Source organism: Gemmatimonadaceae bacterium (assembly GCA_020846935.1).
Classification (GTDB): Bacteria; Gemmatimonadota; Gemmatimonadetes; order Gemmatimonadales; family Gemmatimonadaceae; genus RBC101.
In genome coordinates, this window is record JADLCY010000012.1 from 25,174 (window position 1) to 44,426 (window position 19,253).

Sequence of the window (19,253 nt, forward strand, 5' to 3'; positions counted from 1 at the left end):
CTGGGCGCAGCGCGTCGCAGTCGGTCGCGCGCTCGACGGCGCGCCCCGCCCCTCAGAACGTGAGGACGTGCTCGCGACGGTCACCCACGGCGAAATACAACGAGAAGCGCCGATCGCCCGGGCGCACCAATACGGATACGATGTTCCGCTGGTTGTCGAACTGGTCGAACATCACGGCGTGACGCAACCCGAGTCGCGTGACCCTGGCAGGCGCCAGGTACTCCACGTCGTACCACCACATGGGTGCGATGCCGTCGCCGGGATCGGCGCCAGCAGCAACCACGCGCGCCGGGAGTCGCCGACCACCCGCCGTCAGCGCGACCGTGGAGTCAAGGTAGCGCTCGAAGGCGGCGCGCTGAGGATCCGCCGCCGTGATGCGCAGATCCCGGCGACCGGTCGAGCGCTGCAGGGCTGCTTCCGTGTCGTCGTGGAACAGGCGGATGCGCCCGGTGATCTTTCGACCTTCGACCACCAGCCGGGTGTGCGTCAGGTGGATGTCGTGCCGAGGGCCGGCCAGGGGCAACAGCAGCAACAGTGGGACGAATCGGTGCATCTGAGGATTCCTGTCGAGCCTTCCACGCGACACCTTCCCGGAAACGCACAACCGATCCCCGATGAAGCTACCGACCAGGTGCCAGGCGAGCGACGCCGGGCACATTTCGCGTGAGCGCACTCGATGAAGCGCGATGCACTCGTGGCCCTCATTGCCACGCTCCCTTCCGCGATGTTGGCCCAGGACAGCACGGCATCACGCCAGCTGGCTCCGGTCCGCGTGACCGTGACGCGGGACGTCGAGCGATCGACGCTCGACCTGCCCTACAGCCTGTCGCGGCTCGATCTCGACAGCGCACGCACCGGTGCACGACGCGGTTCACTGACCGACCTGCTCATCGCCGTGCCGGGGCTCGTCGCCTCCAACCGCCACAATCCTACGCAGGACCCAAGGGTTTCCGTCCGGGGTTTTGGCGCGCGGTCAGCGTTCGGTATCCGTGGCCTGCGCGTGTTGCGCGATGGCGTGCCGCTCACGCTGGCCGACGGGCAATCGGCCATCGACTTCGTCGACCTCGAGACGCTGGGGTCTGCCGAGGTGATGCGCGGCGCGGCAGGGGCGTTGTATGGAAATGCCTCCGGGGGTGTGGTGGCGCTGCGTTCGGAGCCGCTGCCGGTGTCGGGAGCCCGCGGCCGCGTTCGCGGCACGTGGAACGAAGATGCGGCGCGCCTCTCGGGCGCGGTGGCCGGCGCGCGTGGAGACTGGGCGTGGCAGGGCACGGCCACACGCAACACGGCCGACGGCCCGCGCGACTACGCGCGCTTCCGTTCCACGTCGGCGCTGGGCGACCTGCAGCGTGTCTTTGGGTCCACCACGGTGCGTGCGCAGCTCACGTGGTACGACACACCGCTGGGTGAGAACCCGGGCGCGGTGACCGCCGCGGAGCTGGCCGCGAGCCCGGCCATCGCCGACTCGCAGAACATCCGTCGGCGGGCGTCGAAGACCGTGCAGCACACGCAGCTCTCGCTGCTTGCCGACCGTGCGTGGCGTGGTGGGAGCGCAAGTGCCACGATGTTCGGAACCCGTCGTGAGCTGTACAACCCACTGGCTTTCGGCATCGTCGGGTTTGACCGACGGGCGCTGGGGCTGAGTGCGCGCGTCCAGCACGGTGGTGGCGAGGGTGCGACGCTCTGGCGGGTCGCACTTGGCGCCGACCTGCAGTCGCAGCGCGACGATCGCCGGAACTTCACGAACTGCGCCGGCCTCTCCGGCGCCCAGCGGCCCGTGGCCTCGTGTCCCACGGCGGCGGACCAGGGTGTCGAGACCATCCACCAGCTGGAGCAGGTCGGGTCGACCGGCCTGTACGCACGCGGCGAGCTGACGCGCGCGGCCGTGACCGTCACCGGGACGTTGCGAGGCGACCGCACCAGCTTCACCGTCGAGGATCGTCGTACGGCCGGCGCGCCCGAGCAGTCCATCAACATGGGAGCGCTCTCGCCCATGCTTGGCGTCACGGTGAAGGTGCGTCCGCTGACGTCCGTGTACGCGAACCTGGCCACCTCGTTCGAGACGCCGACCACCACGGAGCTGGCCAACCAGCCGAACGGACAGGGTGGGCTCAACCGTGACCTCGACCCTCAGCGCGGCCGGACCTTCGAGGTGGGAGCCAAGGGCGTCCTCGGCGGGCGGGTGAGCTATGACGTGTCGCTGTTCGACATTGCCACGACCGATGAGCTGATTCCCTTCGAGATCCCCAACTCCGGCGGGCGGCGCTACTTTCGAAATGCCGGCGAAACGTCCAGACGCGGCGTGGAGGTCGGCGTGGCGGCGTCGTTAGGCGCGGTCGACCTTGGTGCTTCGGTGGCACGGCTCACGTACGAATACGAGACCTTCACCGTGGGCACGGTGGCGCTCGACGGACGGAAGGTGCCTGGCGTGTCACCGACGACGTCGTCGATGTGGGCGACGGGCCGGCGAGCGTGGGGCTTTGTGACGCTCGAGGCGCAGCAGGGTTCGCGTGCGGCGGTCGACGACGCCAACGTCAACTGGGCGCCGGGGTGGATCGTGTGGAACACGCGCGTCGGGTTCACCGGACTGCGCGGCGTCGAGCCGGTGGTCGGCGTGGAGAACCTCTTCGATCGGACCTGGGTCGCCAACGTCGTCACCAATGCGACCCGCGGACGATTCTTCGAGCCCGGGGCGGGGCGTCGCGTGTACGTCGCGCTCTCACTCCGTCGCGGCGCGTGAGCGCCGCCGCCTGAAATGACCGACGCACCTTCTGCTCGCATCAACTGGCCGCGACTCGCCGCCGAGGCGGGCGCCATCATCTTCTCGGTGCTCGCCGCCCTCGCCGTGGATGAATGGCGCGAGTCGCGGCAGGACGCGCAGCGCGTGGAGCGCGCCAAGGAGGAGATCCGCGCCGAGCTCCGCGCGAATCGCCCGCGGGTACAACGCGCCGCGGTGTACCACGACTCCCTGATCAAGGCGCGCAACGAGGGACGCAACCTGTTCAGCGTCGGTGTCATCCAGCGCAACGTGTTGCCGCGCGACCTCTCCAACGGGCGTGTGCTGCTCGACGCCGTGCACCGCGCCCTGGAGCAACGGGGCATGTCGTTCGAATCACGGGGCACCATTCGCCGCGTCAACGACACCACGTTCTTCATCTCCCTCGGCACCGACCGCGGCCAGGCGCGGGTTCGACCCGAAGGGCTGGCCCTGCTGCTCGAGGACGGCCTGGCGCTGCGCTCGGCATTCATCCGCAACGTCGCGTGGGAGACGATGCAGGCCACGCAGGCCACCATGCACATGGACTTCGAGCTGGTGAGCCAGGCGTCGGAAGTCTATCAGTTGCAGCGCGGTTACCTCTCGGCGACTCAGGTCGCCGTCAACCTGCTGTACTCCGCACGGCTCGACACCGGCGTGCTCTACGACCTCCTGTCGTTTGAGCAGAGCCTCCTGCGCGCGTACGACCGCCTGGAGCGGCGGCTCGGCGACACGACGGCCTCTTCTTCCGGGGATTCCACATGATCCGGCTGCGATTCGCGGGTGTGGCGCTTGTCATCGCGGCCGGCTGCAACCGGTCGCCCTCGGAGCGCGATCCCGACATCACCCGGTTGCAGATCGAACTCATGCGGCGGGCCACCGCCGACCAGGCGATCCGCGACACCGCCTTCGGCAAGGGACTCGCGCTCGATCCGGCGACGATCGCGCGCATGGAGCAGATCGACGTGCAGAACACGACGTGGCTCAAGGACCAGATGCGCACGCGCGGCTGGCCATCGGCCGCCCTGGTGGGCAAGGCCGCGAGCGATGCCGCGCTGCTGATCGTTCAGCACGCCGTGCATGACCGCGCCTTTCAGCGAATGGTGCTGGACACGGTCACGCGCGCCTTCGAGCGTGGTGAAGTCGACGGGCGGGCGTACGCCTTGCTCTACGATCGCGTGCAGACGCAGGCGGGCGAAAAGCAGCGATACGGAACCCAGGCCAAGCTGAGCAATCGCCAGCTGGTGTTCGAGCCCATGGAAGACTCGTCCCGGGTGGACTCCCTGCGCGCCACCGTGGGCCTGCCCCCGCTCGCGGTGTACCGCCGGACCCTCGACTCGGTGTACTTCGGCAAGCAGTCACCCCGCCCCTGAGCCCGGCTTCTCCCGGACCGGCGTCGTCGCTCGGACTAGCCAATAGGGGCGAGCGTCGATAGCTCTCCGCCATGGAATTCAATCCCTCCGAATACGAGACGCGCGCAAAAATCGAGGTGCTCGCCGACCTGGAGCCCGACGTCGTCGAGCTCATGGCGACCCACGAAGCCAAGCGCATCCTGTGGTTCCCGAGCGAGCTGCTGTCCCCGCTCCCCGATACGGACCCGGATGCGCACGTCAAGGCGCTCCGCGAACGCGCCGAGGGCATCTCGCTGCCGGCGCGCGTGGCGCTTTGCCTGAATACGCTGACCGAAGAAGGTCTCCCCCACTTCCACCGCATCATCTCCAACTACCTCGGCGCCGACTCGATCTGGGCGAAGTGGAACAACCTGTGGACCGCCGAAGAGGACCGTCACGGCGCGATCCTGCACGACTACACGCGCGACAGCCGCATCCTCGACAACCCCGTCATGGAGCGCATGCAGTTCGAATACCTGCGCGCGGGGTTCGAGCCGCAGTGGGACAAGGATCCGTACCGCGTGTTCGTGTACACGACGCTGCAGGAACGCGCGACGCAGGTCAGTCACGCCAATACCGGGCGCGTCGCCGGGGAGCACGAGCCGACGATCGCCACCGTGTTGTCCAACGTGGCCAAGGAAGAGGCGCGCCACTACGTCTTCTATCGCGAGATCTTCAAGCGCGTCCTCGCGCGTGATCCCAACCGCGCGCTCGATTCGGCGGCGCACCTCATGCCATCGATCGACATGCCGGGCGTGAACATGCCGCACTTCCGCGAGATGGCCGACGTGATCCGCCGGGCCGGTATCTATGGACCGCGCGACTACCTGCGCATCGTCGAAGACGCCATTCGGTTCTGGGCGATCGACGCGCTGACCGGCCTCAACGAAATGGGCAAGAAGGCGCAGGAGAAGATCCTCGCCATCCCCCAGCGGCTCGAGCGCGTCGCCGACATGATGGAAACCCGCAGCCGGGCAAAGACCTTCTCGTTCCAGGTGACGTTCGCCCGCGAGTTCGAAATGGGCTGATGGCCCGGCGCGTGACGCGCTGCCTAACGCAGGCGCGTCACGAGCATCTGCAGGCCCACGAGCGCCGCGGCGAGCGAGAGTGCGATCGTCCACCACCGGCGTCGCACGCCGACCCGTTCGGCCACGACGCTCAGGGCCAGTGCGGCCGCAACGATGGCGAGCTGGCCCACCTCGAGACCGAGGTTGAACCCGAGGAGCGGCACCACGAGCCGCTCCTCCGTGCCCAGCACCGTGCGCAGAAAGTTCGAGAAGCCAAGACCGTGGATCAGGCCGAAGAACGCCGCCATGAGCCATGGCGCCCCCATGGCCGGAGCTGGGGCCGGGGCCGTCGACGGTCGCCCGCTTTGTTCTGAAACGGCCGCGAGCAGACCACGCGTGCCGGTCACCAGGATAGTGGATGCGATGAGCGGCTCGACGACCCGAGGGGTCGCATGCACCACGTCCAGGGTTGCCAGAAGGAGCGTGAGCGAGTGCCCGGCCGTGAAGGCGGTCACGAGCACCAGGAGCCGTCGCCACTCCCTCGAGCGGTAGCCTGCCGTCAGCGCCACGACAAAGGCGATATGATCGTACCCCTGCAGGTCGGCGATATGGTCGATGCCGAGGCGGAGGTAAGTCGCGAACTCGGAGAACATCGGCGCCAAATCAGGGACTCAATCCTGCGCGCGCCAGTCCCTGAAACGGCGAACCTCACCGGAGATCCCGATGAGGTTCGTTGGCGGCGCGAAAGTGATCCGTAAGTGACGCTTTACTGGCGATCGTCTCGTCGCGGCCGGCGGTCGCGACCGATATCGCCCGGCCGCGCCCACTGGCGTCGGCGATCGCCATCGTGCCAGGCCCGCCCCGAGCCGCGCGCGCCCCTTGGGCCCTGCATCGGGTTCCGGACCATGGCGTTCCGGCGCTCGCCAATTCGCCAGCCCTGCACCTTGCCGCGCTGCGTACTGTCGAGCACGGCAAGCGCGAGCGAGCGCCCCGCCGAGTCGCTCTGGCGCAGGTTGCCACCGCGGGTCCGGGCCATTCGGGCCCGCAAACTATCGCGCTCCGTGCCGGACAGTCGGCAGGGATTGCGGTTGGCACACACGGAGTCGCGCTGGCGGGTCATCTGTTCCATGAAGGACCGTCGCTGGGCGACCTGGGACCGTTCGATGGAATCGAGCCGGGCGACCTGCCTCGGCGTGAGCTCCAGCTCTCGGCGGGCGTCGAGGAGCGCGGACGCCGAGATCGGGGGAAGGGTGCCGCCGTCGCGACCGGCCCTGCGGCGCGCCTGTCCCTCCGCGGGGAGCAGGGGCAGCGCGAGGACCGACGCGACGAGCAGCGTTCGGGAAACATGCATGGGGGAATCCTCCGAAAGGCTAACAGTGTGATGTTCATCCGTCCGACGTCCGGACGTCGGGTGCTGTTAAGCCGTGTCCCGGCCGAGCCGTCGCGTGTTAACGAATCGGGTCGAGGGTGGTCTACCTGTGGCTGGTTTCCCCCCAACTACCAGATCACGACGTTCCATGCGTCCCCTACGACCTTTCGTGCGCGCGGTTCTGCTCGGCCTCGGTGCCGCGACACTTCCGAGCATGGCGCTGGCCCAGATCGGGGCCACGACGGACATCATCACCGGCGTTGTCCGGCGTACCGAGGGAAACCTTCCCATCGAGAGCGCGCAGATCGAGGTGACCTCGATCGAGACGACCATCACGCGGAGAGCGCGGACCAACGCGCAGGGCAAGTTCACCGTCCTCTTTCCCGATGGTGGTGGCCAGTATCGGGTGACGGCCAGGGCACTCGGCCTGGCCCCGCAGGTCAAGGGCGTGCAACGCGTGGCCGACGAGGATCGGCTGGTCGTGGACTTCACGCTGACGTCGAACCCCACGGTGTTGAGCGCGGTGAACGTTCAGGCGCGCCAGGACGTTCCGAGGGACAACGATCGGCCGACGCCCGGGTCGCAGGAGCGCACCGTGAACACCGACCAGGCGGCGCGTCTCGCGATCGACGCCAGTGACCTCACGCAGCTCGCCCTGCTGTCGCCTGGGCTCGTTGCCATCGGTGGATCGGATTCCAGTGGCGCTGCGTTTTCGGTGGCGGGCCTGTCCCCGGACGCGAACAACATCACGCTCGACGGCATGTCGTTCGGATCATCGACGGTGCCACAGGAGGCCGTGCGTAGCACCCGAGTGCAGACCTCCAACTTCGACGTGTCACGCGGCCAGTTCTCGGGTGGCCTGATCTCGTCGACGTCGCGCGGCGGGTCCAACCGGATGCAGGGCAACTTCACGTATTCCCTCCGCGACCGCGACCTTGCCGTCGAGGGCGAGGATCCGAGCCCGGCCGCGCAGGGCTACACACAGAACCAGTTCTCGGGCGGGTTTGGCGGCCCGATCGTGCGTGACAAGCTCTTCTACTTTGGCGCGCTGCAGCTTCGCCGCCGGAATGACGTGGTGTCGTCGCTCGCCAACTCCGACGCACTCACCCTCGAGCGCTTTGGCGTCAGTTCGGACTCGGTGTCGCGCTTCACGCAGCTCCTGAGCGGCGCCGGGGTGCAGCCCTTCGGCGTGCTCGCGGACGATCGCCTGTCGGACAACTATTCGGGGCTGCTGCGCCTCGACTACCTCACGGATGCCGGTCACACGATCACGCTGCGCGGCGACTGGCGGATGAGCGACACCGACCCAAACCGGATCGGCCCGCTTTCGCTCCCGCAGACCGGCGGCATCAACCACAGCTCCGGCCTCGGCATCATGGCGACGGTGACGTCGAACTTTGCCGGGCGATTCCTCAACGAGTTCAAGTTCTACGTTTCTCGCGACGAAAACACCGGGACGCCGTTCATCCGCATACCGCAGGGCCGCGTGCAGGTGCAGTCCCGCTTCGACGACGCCCAGACGGGCATCGCGACGCTGACGTTCGGTGGCAACACCGGCCTGCCGCAGCAGGGAAAGAACACCGGACTCGAAGCGACCAACGAAGTGTCGTGGGTCTCTGGCGGCCACCGCTTCAAGCTCGGTGCGCTGGTCAGCAGCACTGCGTTCACGCAGGACGTGACCTCCAACCGGTGGGGGACCTACTCGTTCAACACGCTGGCGGACTTCGAGGCGGGCGTGCCGGCGAGCTACACGCGCACGCTGACGCCGCGTCTGCGCGAGGGCCAGGGCACGAACATCAACCTGTACCTCGGCGACACGTGGCGCGTGAACCGCGCGTGGCAGCTCACGTATGGCGTTCGTGGTGAGGGATCGGTCTTTGGCAAGACGCCGCAATACAACCCGGACGTGGAGCAGAAGTTCGGCTATCGCACTGACGAGGTGCCGACCGACCTTCGCGTCAGCCCTCGCGTCGGATTCACGTGGCAAATCGGATTGCCTCAGCCGCGCGGGGGCGCCGGTGGCCAGGGCGGCGGGCCGGGCGGCGGTGGGTTCCAGTTCAAGGGTCAGCCGCGCCTCACGCTGCGTGGCGGCATCGGCGAGTTCCGGTCGGCGCCATCGACCAGTCTGGTGGCGAGCGCCGCCGGAGCGACCGGCCTGCCCAACAACGAGTCGCAGCTCATCTGCATCGGATCGTTGGTCCCGACGCCGGACTGGGGCCGCTTTGTCACGGATCCGGGCAGCATTCCGACGTCATGCCTCGACGGCGGCAACCAGTTCGTCCCGACGGCGCGGCCCAACGTCACCGTCTTCGGCGACGACTTCTCGGCGTCCCGCGCCTGGCGCGGCTCGCTCGGAGCCAGCAAGCGGTACTTCGATCGCATCAACGTGAGCGTCGATCTCTCGTACGCCCGCGGTGTCGCGCAGACCGGCTACCTCGACGCGAACCTCAACGCGAACTCGCAGTTCACGATGGCGAACGAAGGGGGGCGGCCGGTGTTCGTGCCGGCATCGACGATCGTCCCGGTTTCCGGCGCGACCACGATGCTCGCCTCCCGCAACGATCCGGCGTACGGCCAGGTGCTGGTGACGCGCTCGGACCTGTCCAGCGAGTCGAAGCAGGCGACCTTCTCGGTCGGTGGCTTTCTGCGCCGGGGCGCGAACTTCAACCTGTCGTATACGCTGGCGCGGGCGCGCGACGAGGGTTCGGGCGGCGGCGGCGGTGGCTTCGGCGGGTTTGGTGGCGGTGGCGGCGGCGCTAACTTCGGCGGACCCACCACGGCCGGCAACCCCAACGAGCGCGAATGGTCGCGGTCGAGCTTCGAGCGCCGGCACGTCTTCACGGCGCAGATGAACTATCCGTTCAGTCTGGGCGTTGAGCTCACGGCGTTCGGTCGGCTCACCTCGGGCTCGCCATTCACGCCCATGGTGGGCGGCGACATCAACGGCGACGGCTCGCGCAACGACCGTGCGTTCCTGTTCAACCCGGCGACGACGAGCGATCCGGCGGTGGCGGCCGGCATGACGCGACTCCTCGGCGCCGTCCCGGCCTCGGTGCGCAGCTGCCTGACGAGTCAGCTCGGCGGCGTCGCGCAACGCAACAGCTGCTTCGGCATGTGGCAACCCTCGCTCGACCTGCAGCTCAACTGGCGCCCCAACCTGCTCGGTCTCAATCGCCGGCTCGCCGTATCGTTCATGACGGTGAACTTCCTTGGCGGCCTCGACGAACTGCTGCACGGCGCCAATGGTCTCCGCGGGTGGGGGCAGTTCCGCGGACAGGACAACACGCTGCTCTACGTGCGTGGATTCGACGCTGCGACGAACAACTACAAGTACGAGGTCAACGAGCGCTTCGGCGCGACGCGCAACGGCGCCAACGGAATCCAGGTGCCGTTCCAGATCGGCATCCAGGCGCGCTACACGCTCGGTCCCGATCGCATGCGCGACATGATCAACGGCATGATCCGCGGTGGTGGCGGCGGTGGTCGTCCGGGCTTTGGTGGCGGCCCGAACGCGGCCACGCCGGGGACGAACGCAGCCGGCGGCCCCGGTGGCGGTGCCGGCGGGTTCGGCGGGATGAACTTCAACCCGGCCAGTCAGATCATCCAGCTCAAGGATTCGCTCGGACTCTCCGCTGAGCAGGTGGCGAAGCTGCAGCCCATCGCGGACTCCGTGACCAGGCGCAACACGGTGCTCAGCGAAGAGTTTCAGAAGATGCAGCGCGACGCCGGCGCCAATCCCGACATGGGTGCGCTGATGGGTCGCATGCAGCCGCGCTTCCAGGCGATGCAGAGGGAGAACGAAGCCACCATGAAGGCGATCGAGGCGATCCTCACGCCCGAGCAGTGGGCCAAGGTGCCGCCGCCCGTGCGCAACGGCGGGCGGCAGGCTCGGCCCAGAGGATAGGGCGCACGCCTACCACGGCGTCATTTCGATCCGGCCGAACATCGGTCGCGAGGCATTGATGGCAGCGTCCGCGGCGCCTTGCGCTCCTGAGGAGTCGATGAGGCGGAACTCGGCGCTGCCGCGCGGTCGGTGAGTCGCCGGGTCGAGCCTGCCGTCCTGGAGTGCAAGGAGGAAGCTGGGATCAGCCATCATTGTCAATGACTCCACGAAGTACTCGGCGGCGACGTTGAGCTTGCGCGCGGAGAAGAGCGGCTCCTGCTCGGCGAGTGTGTACACCTGTTGGCCATTGACTGACTTCGGCAACCACGGTGAGGCTGCCTGACCGAGGGGCTGAAACACGGCGAGGTCGGCGGCAGGGTCGCCCGTGGCGGGAAACGGGTTCCACCAGTCCATGTAGTGCCAGAACGTCCACCCGTAGACGCGCGGGATCCTGAGCCGGGTGGCAATGGTGTGCAGGCCGGGAAGGTCGGTGCCGAACACGCATCCGTCGAACGCCAGTGATCCGATGGAGGGGGCGACCGACGCGACCTCGTCACAGAACTGTCCGGCCGTGCGCTGGGCCCCGCCAACAGACACGGCACTGTAGGCTGCGTGTGAGAGAATCGCGAGCTCGCCGATGCTCGAACAGCTCGCGAGTTGCGCCTTGATGTCGCTCCACGACGATACCTGCACGACGGCGCTGGCGGGCCAACCGTGCACCTGCGCGTAGAACTGCCTGACGAGCGCCGGCGATCCGGCGGCGAACAGGGCGAGCCGGTCCACCGCCTTCTTCTGCGTACCCAGTGGCGCCTGGACCAACACCTCGGGCGCCCGCGCCAGCGACGCGGTGCCAACGGACGAACTGGGCGTCGCCGGCACGTCGAGCGCGCGCATGCCGGCGGGAGTCGTCAGGCTCACGGCGTCGCCACCGGCGGCGGGGGCGCAAAGACCTGTGCAAACAGTGCCGCCGCGCTGGCATCGCCGCTCGCGACAATCTTCTGCGCCAGCTGTTCACGCTGGTTGGCCAGCTGCTTCTCGCGGATTGCCTCGACCTGAAGATCGCGCGAGTAGTCATCGAGCGCATCGCTCTGACCCAGGAGCGCTTCGACGACGACGCTGTCGGTCGCCATCACCACCTCGCGCTCCCTGAGGAGCACACCGTCGACCGGGTGGGCGTCGGCAGGGTTCTGGCCCAGCGGGCCGCGACGGAAGCGATAGTAGAGGCGACCGTCTTCGGTTGGCGCGGGATACTGGCAGTGCTTGTCCGGTTTGGCGTCAGTCACCGCTGCCACGGTGCAGCAGGGATTCAGGGAGACCTGTTCGATCACCTGAACGGGCAGTCCACCAATGTCGAACGCGGTCGCGATGGTGCGGAGCAGATCCTGACACATGGCGTCCACGTGCTTCGGATCGATCACCTCGGCGACGAGCTTCCGCATCGCGGAAATCGGTTCCTCGCGCCAGCTCCCCTGATTCCCGTTGCTGAATGCGATGCGCACCTCCTTGAGGTGCGTACGTGTGAGGTAGACCTGGTTGAGTTCCCGGAAGGTGAAGTTCAGCACGCGCCGAACATTGATGTTGCTGATCGTGCGTTCGATCACCTCCTCGTCCTCGGTTTCCTCCGAGGACTCCGAGTTCGACGTCACCGTGTTCTCGCGCTGGGCCGATGACTCCGAAGAGTGTTCGCTCACCGACTCGTCCACCGCCTTCGCGAACTCTTCGGTCGACGACGAGTATTCACCACCGCCGCCTCCCGAGACCGACGCCGAGCCAAACCCGAACGAGCCCTTCACCTCGGCCTCGGCGTGCCAGTTCTCTGTCTGTGCCTGGGTCGCGGTGTCGGTGGTCTCCGTCATTACCGTGTCGGCAAAGCGATCGCTGGCGCTCTCGGTATACGAATCAATGATGGACGACGCCGCTTCCACCGAGGCCGACGTGGCGCGCCACGTGCGCGTGCTGATGGTCGTCGTTTCGCCTGGCAGCAGCGTGAAGGTCCTGACGGTGCGGCCGAGGCCGTAGTCGCCGAGGAACGAGGAAATGCCGATGACCTGGACGATGAAGAACATCGGCTGCGGATCATCACCCACGTCGATGGGTGTGGTCGTGGTGCCACCGCCCCAGGTGCTGTCCGGAATGTGGATGACGCCGTCCTGACTCAGGACGATGGCGTCAAGGAAGTCGACGGTGGCCTCGTCCGCGTCGTCCGTCGTCGATCCGCCGCCTCCACCGTCTCCACCGCCTCCACCGCCCGGTGGTTCGATGTCCGGCTCGCTGGTGTTGGGCTCCGTTTCCCCTGTTTCGGGGTCATAGTCGTAGTACTTGGCGGCGGCGCCTCCGCGTGAGGCCCACGGGCGCAGGGATCCCTGCCGGAGCAGTGCGTCCTGAGCGCTGCGATTGATTGCCGCCTGGGCGAGGCTCAGCCCGCGAGCGCTGCCCGCGCGGGGAAGCCGGCGTCGGCGATTGAACCATGTTGCCGTGAGCAGCTCGGGCCGCGCGATCTGCCAGCCGCCGGTCGGGTCCGCCACCATGCCTAACGCCGATGCCCATGGCGTTCCCAGCTCACTGGCCGACTTGAGCCACCACGCGGTGGGGGTGTCGCTGACCTGCAGGATGCGCCGCCCGCTGTATTGCCCCGGTTGGGGCAGGTACTGATTGATCACTGCTCCGGGGCCCGTGTCCCCGACGAACTCGACCGCATCGCCCTTCGCCATCGTGCCCTCCCTGTGCCCGTGTCGCGAGTTGGCAACAGGCCGTTCAAAGTCCGGGCCGCGGCGCTTCGAGCGGTGAAGCGCCGCGAACGTGCCGTGGCGGCCTCAGGGATTCCGCAACGCCGCACCAGCCGCCGGGAGACACCCCGCGAGTCGGCACAAGGCGGACGACAACGCTTCCTGTGAACGGAAGCCGCTTGCGGCGAACGCATGAGCGCGGTGTGCGACTGTCGGGCGCGACCTGGTGATCAGTGTCCGAGCGCTGGTCACTCTCCAGATACGTCGCCTCGGGCCGACCCGCGGTCCGGGACGCGCGTCATCGCAGCGACCGGGCGGAGGCACGCTCGTCGCCCGCGTGAGCGTCGGAACGGCGACCGCTGTTGGCTCCGCCCCCGAGAGATGCGCACGGGGTTCAGCTGTAGAGGAGGATGGATCGGACGCGCTCGGTCCAGCCGTCGCACCGCAGCAGCTCCATCGGGATCGGCTCACCCCGGTCGACGTGCTGCCGCACGAGGCCGGTTCCCGCGAGCCGTTCGACATGATGGCCGCCCGATGGATTGGCCGCCGTGGGATAGTCGGCCCATTGAAACTCCGTGGGGTGATGCGAGGCAATCATCGACACCAGCGTCATGCCCACGGCGACGGGACGAACGCAGCGCCGATCACTTACCGTGATCGAGAGCACGTTGCCTTCGCCGGTGACGAGCACCCCGGCAAGCGTCGGAGCGCGCGCGCATTCGGCAGCGACCTTCGCCGCATCGAGCCACGGGGCAGACAACCTGCGAAATGCCGCTTCCGACCCGCGACCAACGGATACGTGGGTTCCCTCGAACAGGCTGGTACCGGGGTAGCACAGGGCGGACTCGAAGCTCCGCATGTCCGGCGACGTCGGAGTGAACGGGATCCCGGTATCCGGCCACTGCATGCGGCGCTCCCACCCAGGGCACGCGATGACGTCGAGCTGCACATGCGGGGCGCGTTCGCGTTGCCACAGCCGGGCAAGCTCACCGATGGTCAGCGAATGTCGCACCGGGATGTCGAGCCGGCCGAGGAACGACGCGTGGGCCAGGTCCAGCATTGGCCCTTCGGCGTCGGCGAGTACGCCTCCCAACGGGTTGGGTCGGTCGAGCACGATGACGGGAGTGCCGCGCGCCGCGCATGCGTCGAGCGCGTGCGTCATCGTCCACGCATACGTGTAGCAGCGCGCGCCGATGTCCGGCAGGTCCACGAGCAGCAGGTCAAGGCAGCCTAACGACTCAACGGTCGGGGCGAAGCGATCACCGTAGAGACTCGTCACCGGAAGACCGGTGAGCGCATCGGTACCGTCGGTCATGGGTGCGCCGTCGGTTCCGTGCGCCGAGATGCCGTGTTCCGGCGAGAAGAGCCGCACGATCGAGAGGCCGGCTGCGTGCAGCGCGACGCGCGACGTGGTCGCGGGATCGGTCGCCAGCCGAACGGCATCATTGGTGAGCAACCCGATGCGCTTTGCCCCACGCAGCAGGCCAGGCTCGGCGACGACGCGGTCGACGCCGAACACCACCGGAGCCACGCGCGGGCTACTTGCGGTAATCCAGGGCCGGCTTCGCGCGGTCGAGGCGCGTCTGGTAGCTGAACGATGGGCCGCGTCGGCGATCGAACTCGGCGCGCGCCTTCACCAGGTGCGAAGGATCGGTGAACAGGTCGAGCGTGGTGAGGGCCATGGTCTTGGCGGCGACCATCATGCCCTTGGTCCCGATCGACGTGCCGCCCGACGCAACCGCCTGCCAGGTGTGGGCCGCCGTTCCGGGCACCCAGGTGGCGGCGCTGAGCTGGACAGTCGGCACCGTCCAGCTCACGTCGCCTACGTCGGTGGACGCCGGGTCGACGGCGAACGTGCTCCACGGGATCACGGTCGCCTCGCTGCCCAGGGGAAGCAGATCACCGCTCATCGACGCGCGAATGCGCTCGGCAAAGGCGCGCTCTTCGGCGGTGTAGGTGATACCGCCCACGCGCGTGAGGTTCTTCTGCTGGAGACCGGTGAGGTACTCGTTGGGCAGGACGTTGTAGACGGCACTGATGGTTTCGAAGTCGACCGTCGTGCCCGTGCCCATGGCCGCGCCTCGCGCGGCCGCGATGATGCGTTCCCACACGGCGTCGAGCACGCGCATGTCCGACTGCCGGGCATAGATGAACACCTCGGCGGCGTCGGGCACGACGTTGGGCGCGCGGCCGCCGGCGGTGATGACGTAGTGGATGCGCGTGTCCTGGGGCACGTGTTCGCGCATCATGTTCACCATGTGGGTCATGGCTTCCACGCCGTCCAGGGCGGAGCGACCGCGTTCGGGCGCCGCGGCGGCGTGCGCGGAGACGCCATGAAAGCGGAACTTCGCACTGATGTTGGCCAGCGTACTGTTGGCGTCGGCCTGGTTGCGATCGCCGGGGTGCCAGGCCACCACCGCATCGACGTCGCTGAACAGGCCTGCACGCACCATGTAGACTTTTCCCGAGCCGCCTTCCTCAGCTGGCGTGCCATAGTAGCGCAGCGTGCCGCGAATACCGTTCGCCTGCATCCACTCCTTCACGTGGACAGCCGCCGCGGCCGACGCGGTACCGAACAGGTGGTGCCCACACCCGTGGCCGGCCCCGCCCTCGATGAGCACCTTGCGCTCGGGCACCCGGTCCTGGGAGAGACCGGGCAGGGCGTCGAACTCGCCAAGGATCGCGATTACCGGCTTGCCGGACCCGAAGGTGGCGACGAAGGCCGTGGGGATGTCGGCGACACCGGCCTGCACACTGAAGCCGGCGGCCGTGAGCTCGGACTGCAGGAGTGCACTCGACTTGACCTCCTGATAGCCGACCTCGGCGAAGTCCCAGATGCGCTGGGCCACGCCGGCGTAGTGATCGCGCCGCGCCTCGATGGCGCGGAGCACGGCGTCGCTGCCCTTCACCTGGGCCAGTGCCGCGGTCGACGGGAAGAGAGCAAAGGCGAGTCCGAATCGGGCGATGCGCATGGGGGCCGTCCTGGGGGGAGGTGGCGGCACCGATTGTAGGTCGCGACGACGATCGCGTCAACCGTATGACGAATCGTTAGGCGACGCCGGCGCGCGCGGACGCACAGGGCGGGAGCCGGCAGGTCGTCGTCAGCCCTGAGTCAACGCCGGGCGTCAACCCACGACCGGTGCCCCACGACCGTTGCCCTTGAACCCGAGGGGCATCCACGAGAGGTTCAGGCCAACCCGCGCCCCCGCCATGCGCTCACCCCGCCTGTGGTTTGCCCTGCTCCTCCTGAGCCTCGCGTCGCCTGCCGCGTCGCAGGACCGGCCCGTGGCCCGCACCGTGCGGCCCCGAACGCCGCCCATGCCTGTGCTCCCGACATGGTCGGAACAGATCCGCATCCGTGAAGGCTGGCTCGAGCAGCGACATGCCATGCTCCTCGACATGATGCGGCGCCACGACATCCAGATGTGGATCGTGGTGAATGAGGAGTTCCACGACGACCCGCTCACGCAATACGTCGCGCCCCCGCGCCCGTACACCGGGAATCGCGACTTCTTCATCTTTGTCGACACGGGCGGTCCGGCGCTGCGCAAAGTGGCCGTCACCGGCTACTCCGAAGACAACCTCACGCGGTTCTTCGAGGCGCCGAACGAACCGCGGCCGATCAACGTGGTGCTGCCCGAACTGGTCGATCGCCATCGCCCGCGCCACATCGCGCTCAACTTTGGCGGTCGACGCGGCGTCACGCGCTCCCTCACGCGTGACACATACCTCGATCTCGTGAACCTGCTCGGCCCCGACGCCCAGCAGCGCGTCGTGTCGGCGGCAGACCTCATCGAAGAATACCTCGACACCCGCATTCCCGACGAACTGCCCTGGTACACGAAGGCGGTGGAGCTGACCGATGCCCTCACCCGCCGAGCCCTGTCCAACGAGGTGATCGTTCCCGGCAAGACTACCGTTGGAGATGTGCGGCGATGGCTCTACGACGCCATGTACGCCGCGGGTGTGCGGACCTGGTTCCAGCCCGACCTTCGCGTGCAGCGCGCGCAGGCGGCGCGAGCCACCTCGCGTGGATTCCTCGCGGTCGCGCCGGAGAGCACCACCATTCAGCGTGGCGATGTGGTCCACCTCGACGTTGGCATCTCGGTCATGGGCTTCGACACCGACTGGCAGAAGATGGCGTATGTGCTCAAAGCGGGAGAGCGCGACGTCCCCGCGGGACTCAAGGCCGCGATGCGGAACACCAACACACTGCAGGACGTCCTCATGAAGACCTATTCGCGCCCGGGAGCCCTCGTGTCCGATGTGTATGACTCGACGATGGCGGAGATGACGCGTCGTGGCATCACGGCGCAGATCTACTCACACCCGATCGGCAACCAGGGCCACGGACTCGGCGCCGCGATCGACTTTCGTTCGGCGCAACGGCCGGAACTCGGCGCCCAGGGCAAGCGGCTGCGCAAAGGCTCCTACATCTCGATCGAACTGAACACCCGCACGCCGGTAGCGGAGTGGGGAGGGCAGGAGGTCTACGTGATGATGGAAGACGACGCGGTGCTCGGTGACATGGGCTGGTCGTTCTTCAGGCCGCGGCAGGAGTCATGGTACGTTGTTCGTTAGGCATCGCGCCGCCATGGCGCGGCCGAAGCCTCTCAGCCATTCCGATCACTGACCCATGATGACATTGCCTCGCCATGCCTTCTCCAGCCTGTGCCTCGGCGCCTGCGTCGCGTCGGCCGCATACGCGCAGACCGTGGCGATCAGCAACGCGTCCGTGGTGGACGTCGAGTCCGGGCGCGTGACGCCGGCCCGGACGCTGGTCATCGAGGGCAACCGCATTCGTCTCATCGGAGCCGCGGGCCGCGTGACCATTCCGGACGGGGCAACGCGGGTGGACGGAACTGGCCGATACGTGATCCCCGGCCTGTGGGACATGCACGTCCACGCCACGGGGTTCCTGATCGATCGGCTCTTCCTGCCGACGCTCGTGGCCAACGGCGTCACTGGCGTGCGCGACATGTTCGGTCGCCTCGCCTGGTACGACTCAGCGCGCGCTGCGGCTGGGCGCGGGTCGTTGGTGATGCCTCGGCTGGTGGGTTCCGGCCACATCCTCGATGGCGCACCCGCGATCTGGCCGGGGTCGATCGGCGCGCGGACCGCCGACGAGGCGGGACGGGCCGTTGACTCGCTCGCCGCCGCCGGCGCCGCGTTCATCAAGGTGTACTCCCGGCTCACGCCGGAGGAGTTTCGCGCCATCGCCACGGAAGCCCGCGCAAAGCATCTGGAATTCGCCGGCCATGTGCCCTCGCTGGTTGCGGTCGACGAGGCCGTGCAGCTCGGCATGCGCAGCATCGAGCACCTGCAGATGTTCACCACTGCCTGTTCGTCGCAGGAAGAATCCCTGCGGCGCGCCGTCGCCGAGGCGGTGGCATCTCCCAGGGGCTGGGACTCCGCCGCCGTGATCCAGCGTGGCCAGTTGTCCGTACAGGTGGAGACGTTCGATCGCGCCCGGTGTCGGGCCCTGGCTCAACACGTGGCGCGCAGCGACACGTGGATGGTGCCAACGATCGTGGTGCTTCGCTCGACGTCGTATCTCGACGACTCGACGCTCCGCTCCGACCCGCGGCTGCGATTCATCCCGCGGTTCTTCAGTGCGGGCTGGGACCCGCGCACGGACTTCCGCTTTCGCGCGGTGACGCCGGAAGGCTGGGCGATGCGCAAGCGCGTGTACGATCGCCAGCTGGAGATCGTGCGCCTGCTGCATGACGCCGGCGCGAAGTTTCTTGCCGGGACCGATCTTTCCAATCCCTACATCTACCCGGGGCTCTCGCTGCACGACGAGCTCGCGCATTTCGTCGCGAACGGCTTCACGCCGCTCGAGGCGCTCCAGTCAGCCACACGCAATCCGGCACGCTTCCTCCACGCGACCGATTCCCTGGGCGCGGTGAAGCAGGGCTACGTGGCCGACCTGGTAGTGCTCGACGCGAATCCGCTGGTCGACATCCGCAACGTGGCCAGGGTGCACGCGGTGGTCCTCAACGGACGGCTGATCGATGCGGCGCAGCGCGAAAGTCTGCTGCGCGCCGCCGAGGCGCTCGCGGCGCCACCAGCGCGATCGCGCTGATCGCGGTCGGGCTTCCGCCGGGCTCTGCTATCGCCGAGAT

The 19,253-nt window shown here is 67.9% G+C and carries 14 protein-coding genes; 7 read left to right on the forward strand and 7 right to left on the reverse strand.

The genetic code is table 11. The features are described from left to right. Positions 1-52: 52 nt before the first annotated feature. On the reverse strand, positions 53-553 hold the full coding sequence (locus tag IT361_15270; GenBank protein MCC6319039.1) for a hypothetical protein: 501 nt from the start codon (positions 551-553) through the stop codon (positions 53-55). 123 nt (positions 554-676) lie between these two features. On the opposite strand from IT361_15270, the gene IT361_15275 reads away from it, so the two are divergent. From IT361_15275 to IT361_15290, 4 genes are all read left to right on the forward strand, one after another. Beyond that, positions 677-2,737, forward strand: a complete 2,061-nt coding sequence (locus IT361_15275; protein ID MCC6319040.1) for a TonB-dependent receptor — start codon at positions 677-679, stop codon at positions 2,735-2,737. Between the two features lie 15 nt (positions 2,738-2,752). Next, positions 2,753-3,517, forward strand: coding sequence for a hypothetical protein (locus tag IT361_15280; GenBank protein ID MCC6319041.1), 765 nt, complete (start codon positions 2,753-2,755; stop codon positions 3,515-3,517). Further along, positions 3,514-4,125 (forward strand): hypothetical protein, encoded by a 612-nt coding sequence (locus IT361_15285; GenBank protein ID MCC6319042.1) that lies wholly within the window; start codon positions 3,514-3,516, stop codon positions 4,123-4,125. Before IT361_15280 ends, IT361_15285 begins: the two co-directional genes overlap by 4 nt. Positions 4,126-4,196: 71 nt before the next feature. Next, complete coding sequence (locus IT361_15290; GenBank protein MCC6319043.1) at positions 4,197-5,171, forward strand: acyl-ACP desaturase; 975 nt, start codon at positions 4,197-4,199, stop codon at positions 5,169-5,171. Positions 5,172-5,194: 23 nt separating this feature from the next. On the opposite strand, the gene IT361_15295 is transcribed toward IT361_15290, so the two are convergent. Then, positions 5,195-5,803, reverse strand: coding sequence for a HupE/UreJ family protein (locus tag IT361_15295; GenBank protein MCC6319044.1), 609 nt, complete (start codon positions 5,801-5,803; stop codon positions 5,195-5,197). A gap of 113 nt (positions 5,804-5,916) precedes the next feature. Next, positions 5,917-6,501 (reverse strand): hypothetical protein, encoded by a 585-nt coding sequence (locus tag IT361_15300; GenBank protein MCC6319045.1) that lies wholly within the window; start codon positions 6,499-6,501, stop codon positions 5,917-5,919. A 166-nt stretch (positions 6,502-6,667) separates the two neighbouring features. Between IT361_15300 and IT361_15305 the strand changes: the two genes are divergently transcribed. Continuing rightward, a complete protein-coding gene (locus IT361_15305) occupies positions 6,668-10,423 on the forward strand; it encodes a carboxypeptidase regulatory-like domain-containing protein (GenBank protein MCC6319046.1) in 3,756 nt (1,251 codons plus the stop codon). A gap of 9 nt (positions 10,424-10,432) precedes the next feature. Here the strand turns inward: IT361_15305 and IT361_15310 are convergent, their stop codons facing one another. The 4 genes from IT361_15310 to IT361_15325 form a co-directional block, all read right to left on the reverse strand. Beyond that, on the reverse strand, positions 10,433-11,320 hold the full coding sequence (locus tag IT361_15310) for a hypothetical protein (protein MCC6319047.1): 888 nt from the start codon (positions 11,318-11,320) through the stop codon (positions 10,433-10,435). Further along, positions 11,317-13,113 carry a hypothetical protein gene (locus IT361_15315; GenBank protein MCC6319048.1) on the reverse strand — a complete coding sequence of 599 codons (1,797 nt, stop codon included), beginning with the start codon at positions 13,111-13,113 and terminating at the stop codon, positions 11,317-11,319. Before IT361_15315 ends, IT361_15310 begins: the two co-directional genes overlap by 4 nt. 409 nt (positions 13,114-13,522) lie before the next feature. Continuing rightward, positions 13,523-14,659, reverse strand: coding sequence for a DUF1343 domain-containing protein (locus IT361_15320; protein ID MCC6319049.1), 1,137 nt, complete (start codon positions 14,657-14,659; stop codon positions 13,523-13,525). A gap of 7 nt (positions 14,660-14,666) precedes the next feature. Beyond that, positions 14,667-16,100, reverse strand: a complete 1,434-nt coding sequence (locus tag IT361_15325) for an amidohydrolase (GenBank protein ID MCC6319050.1) — start codon at positions 16,098-16,100, stop codon at positions 14,667-14,669. A gap of 238 nt (positions 16,101-16,338) precedes the next feature. On the opposite strand from IT361_15325, the gene IT361_15330 reads away from it, so the two are divergent. Together IT361_15330 and IT361_15335 are read left to right on the forward strand one after the other, a co-directional pair. Beyond that, complete coding sequence (locus tag IT361_15330) at positions 16,339-17,709, forward strand: M24 family metallopeptidase (GenBank protein ID MCC6319051.1); 1,371 nt, start codon at positions 16,339-16,341, stop codon at positions 17,707-17,709. A gap of 55 nt (positions 17,710-17,764) precedes the next feature. Beyond that, complete coding sequence (locus IT361_15335; protein ID MCC6319052.1) at positions 17,765-19,213, forward strand: amidohydrolase family protein; 1,449 nt, start codon at positions 17,765-17,767, stop codon at positions 19,211-19,213. The last annotated feature ends 40 nt before the right edge of the window (positions 19,214-19,253 follow it).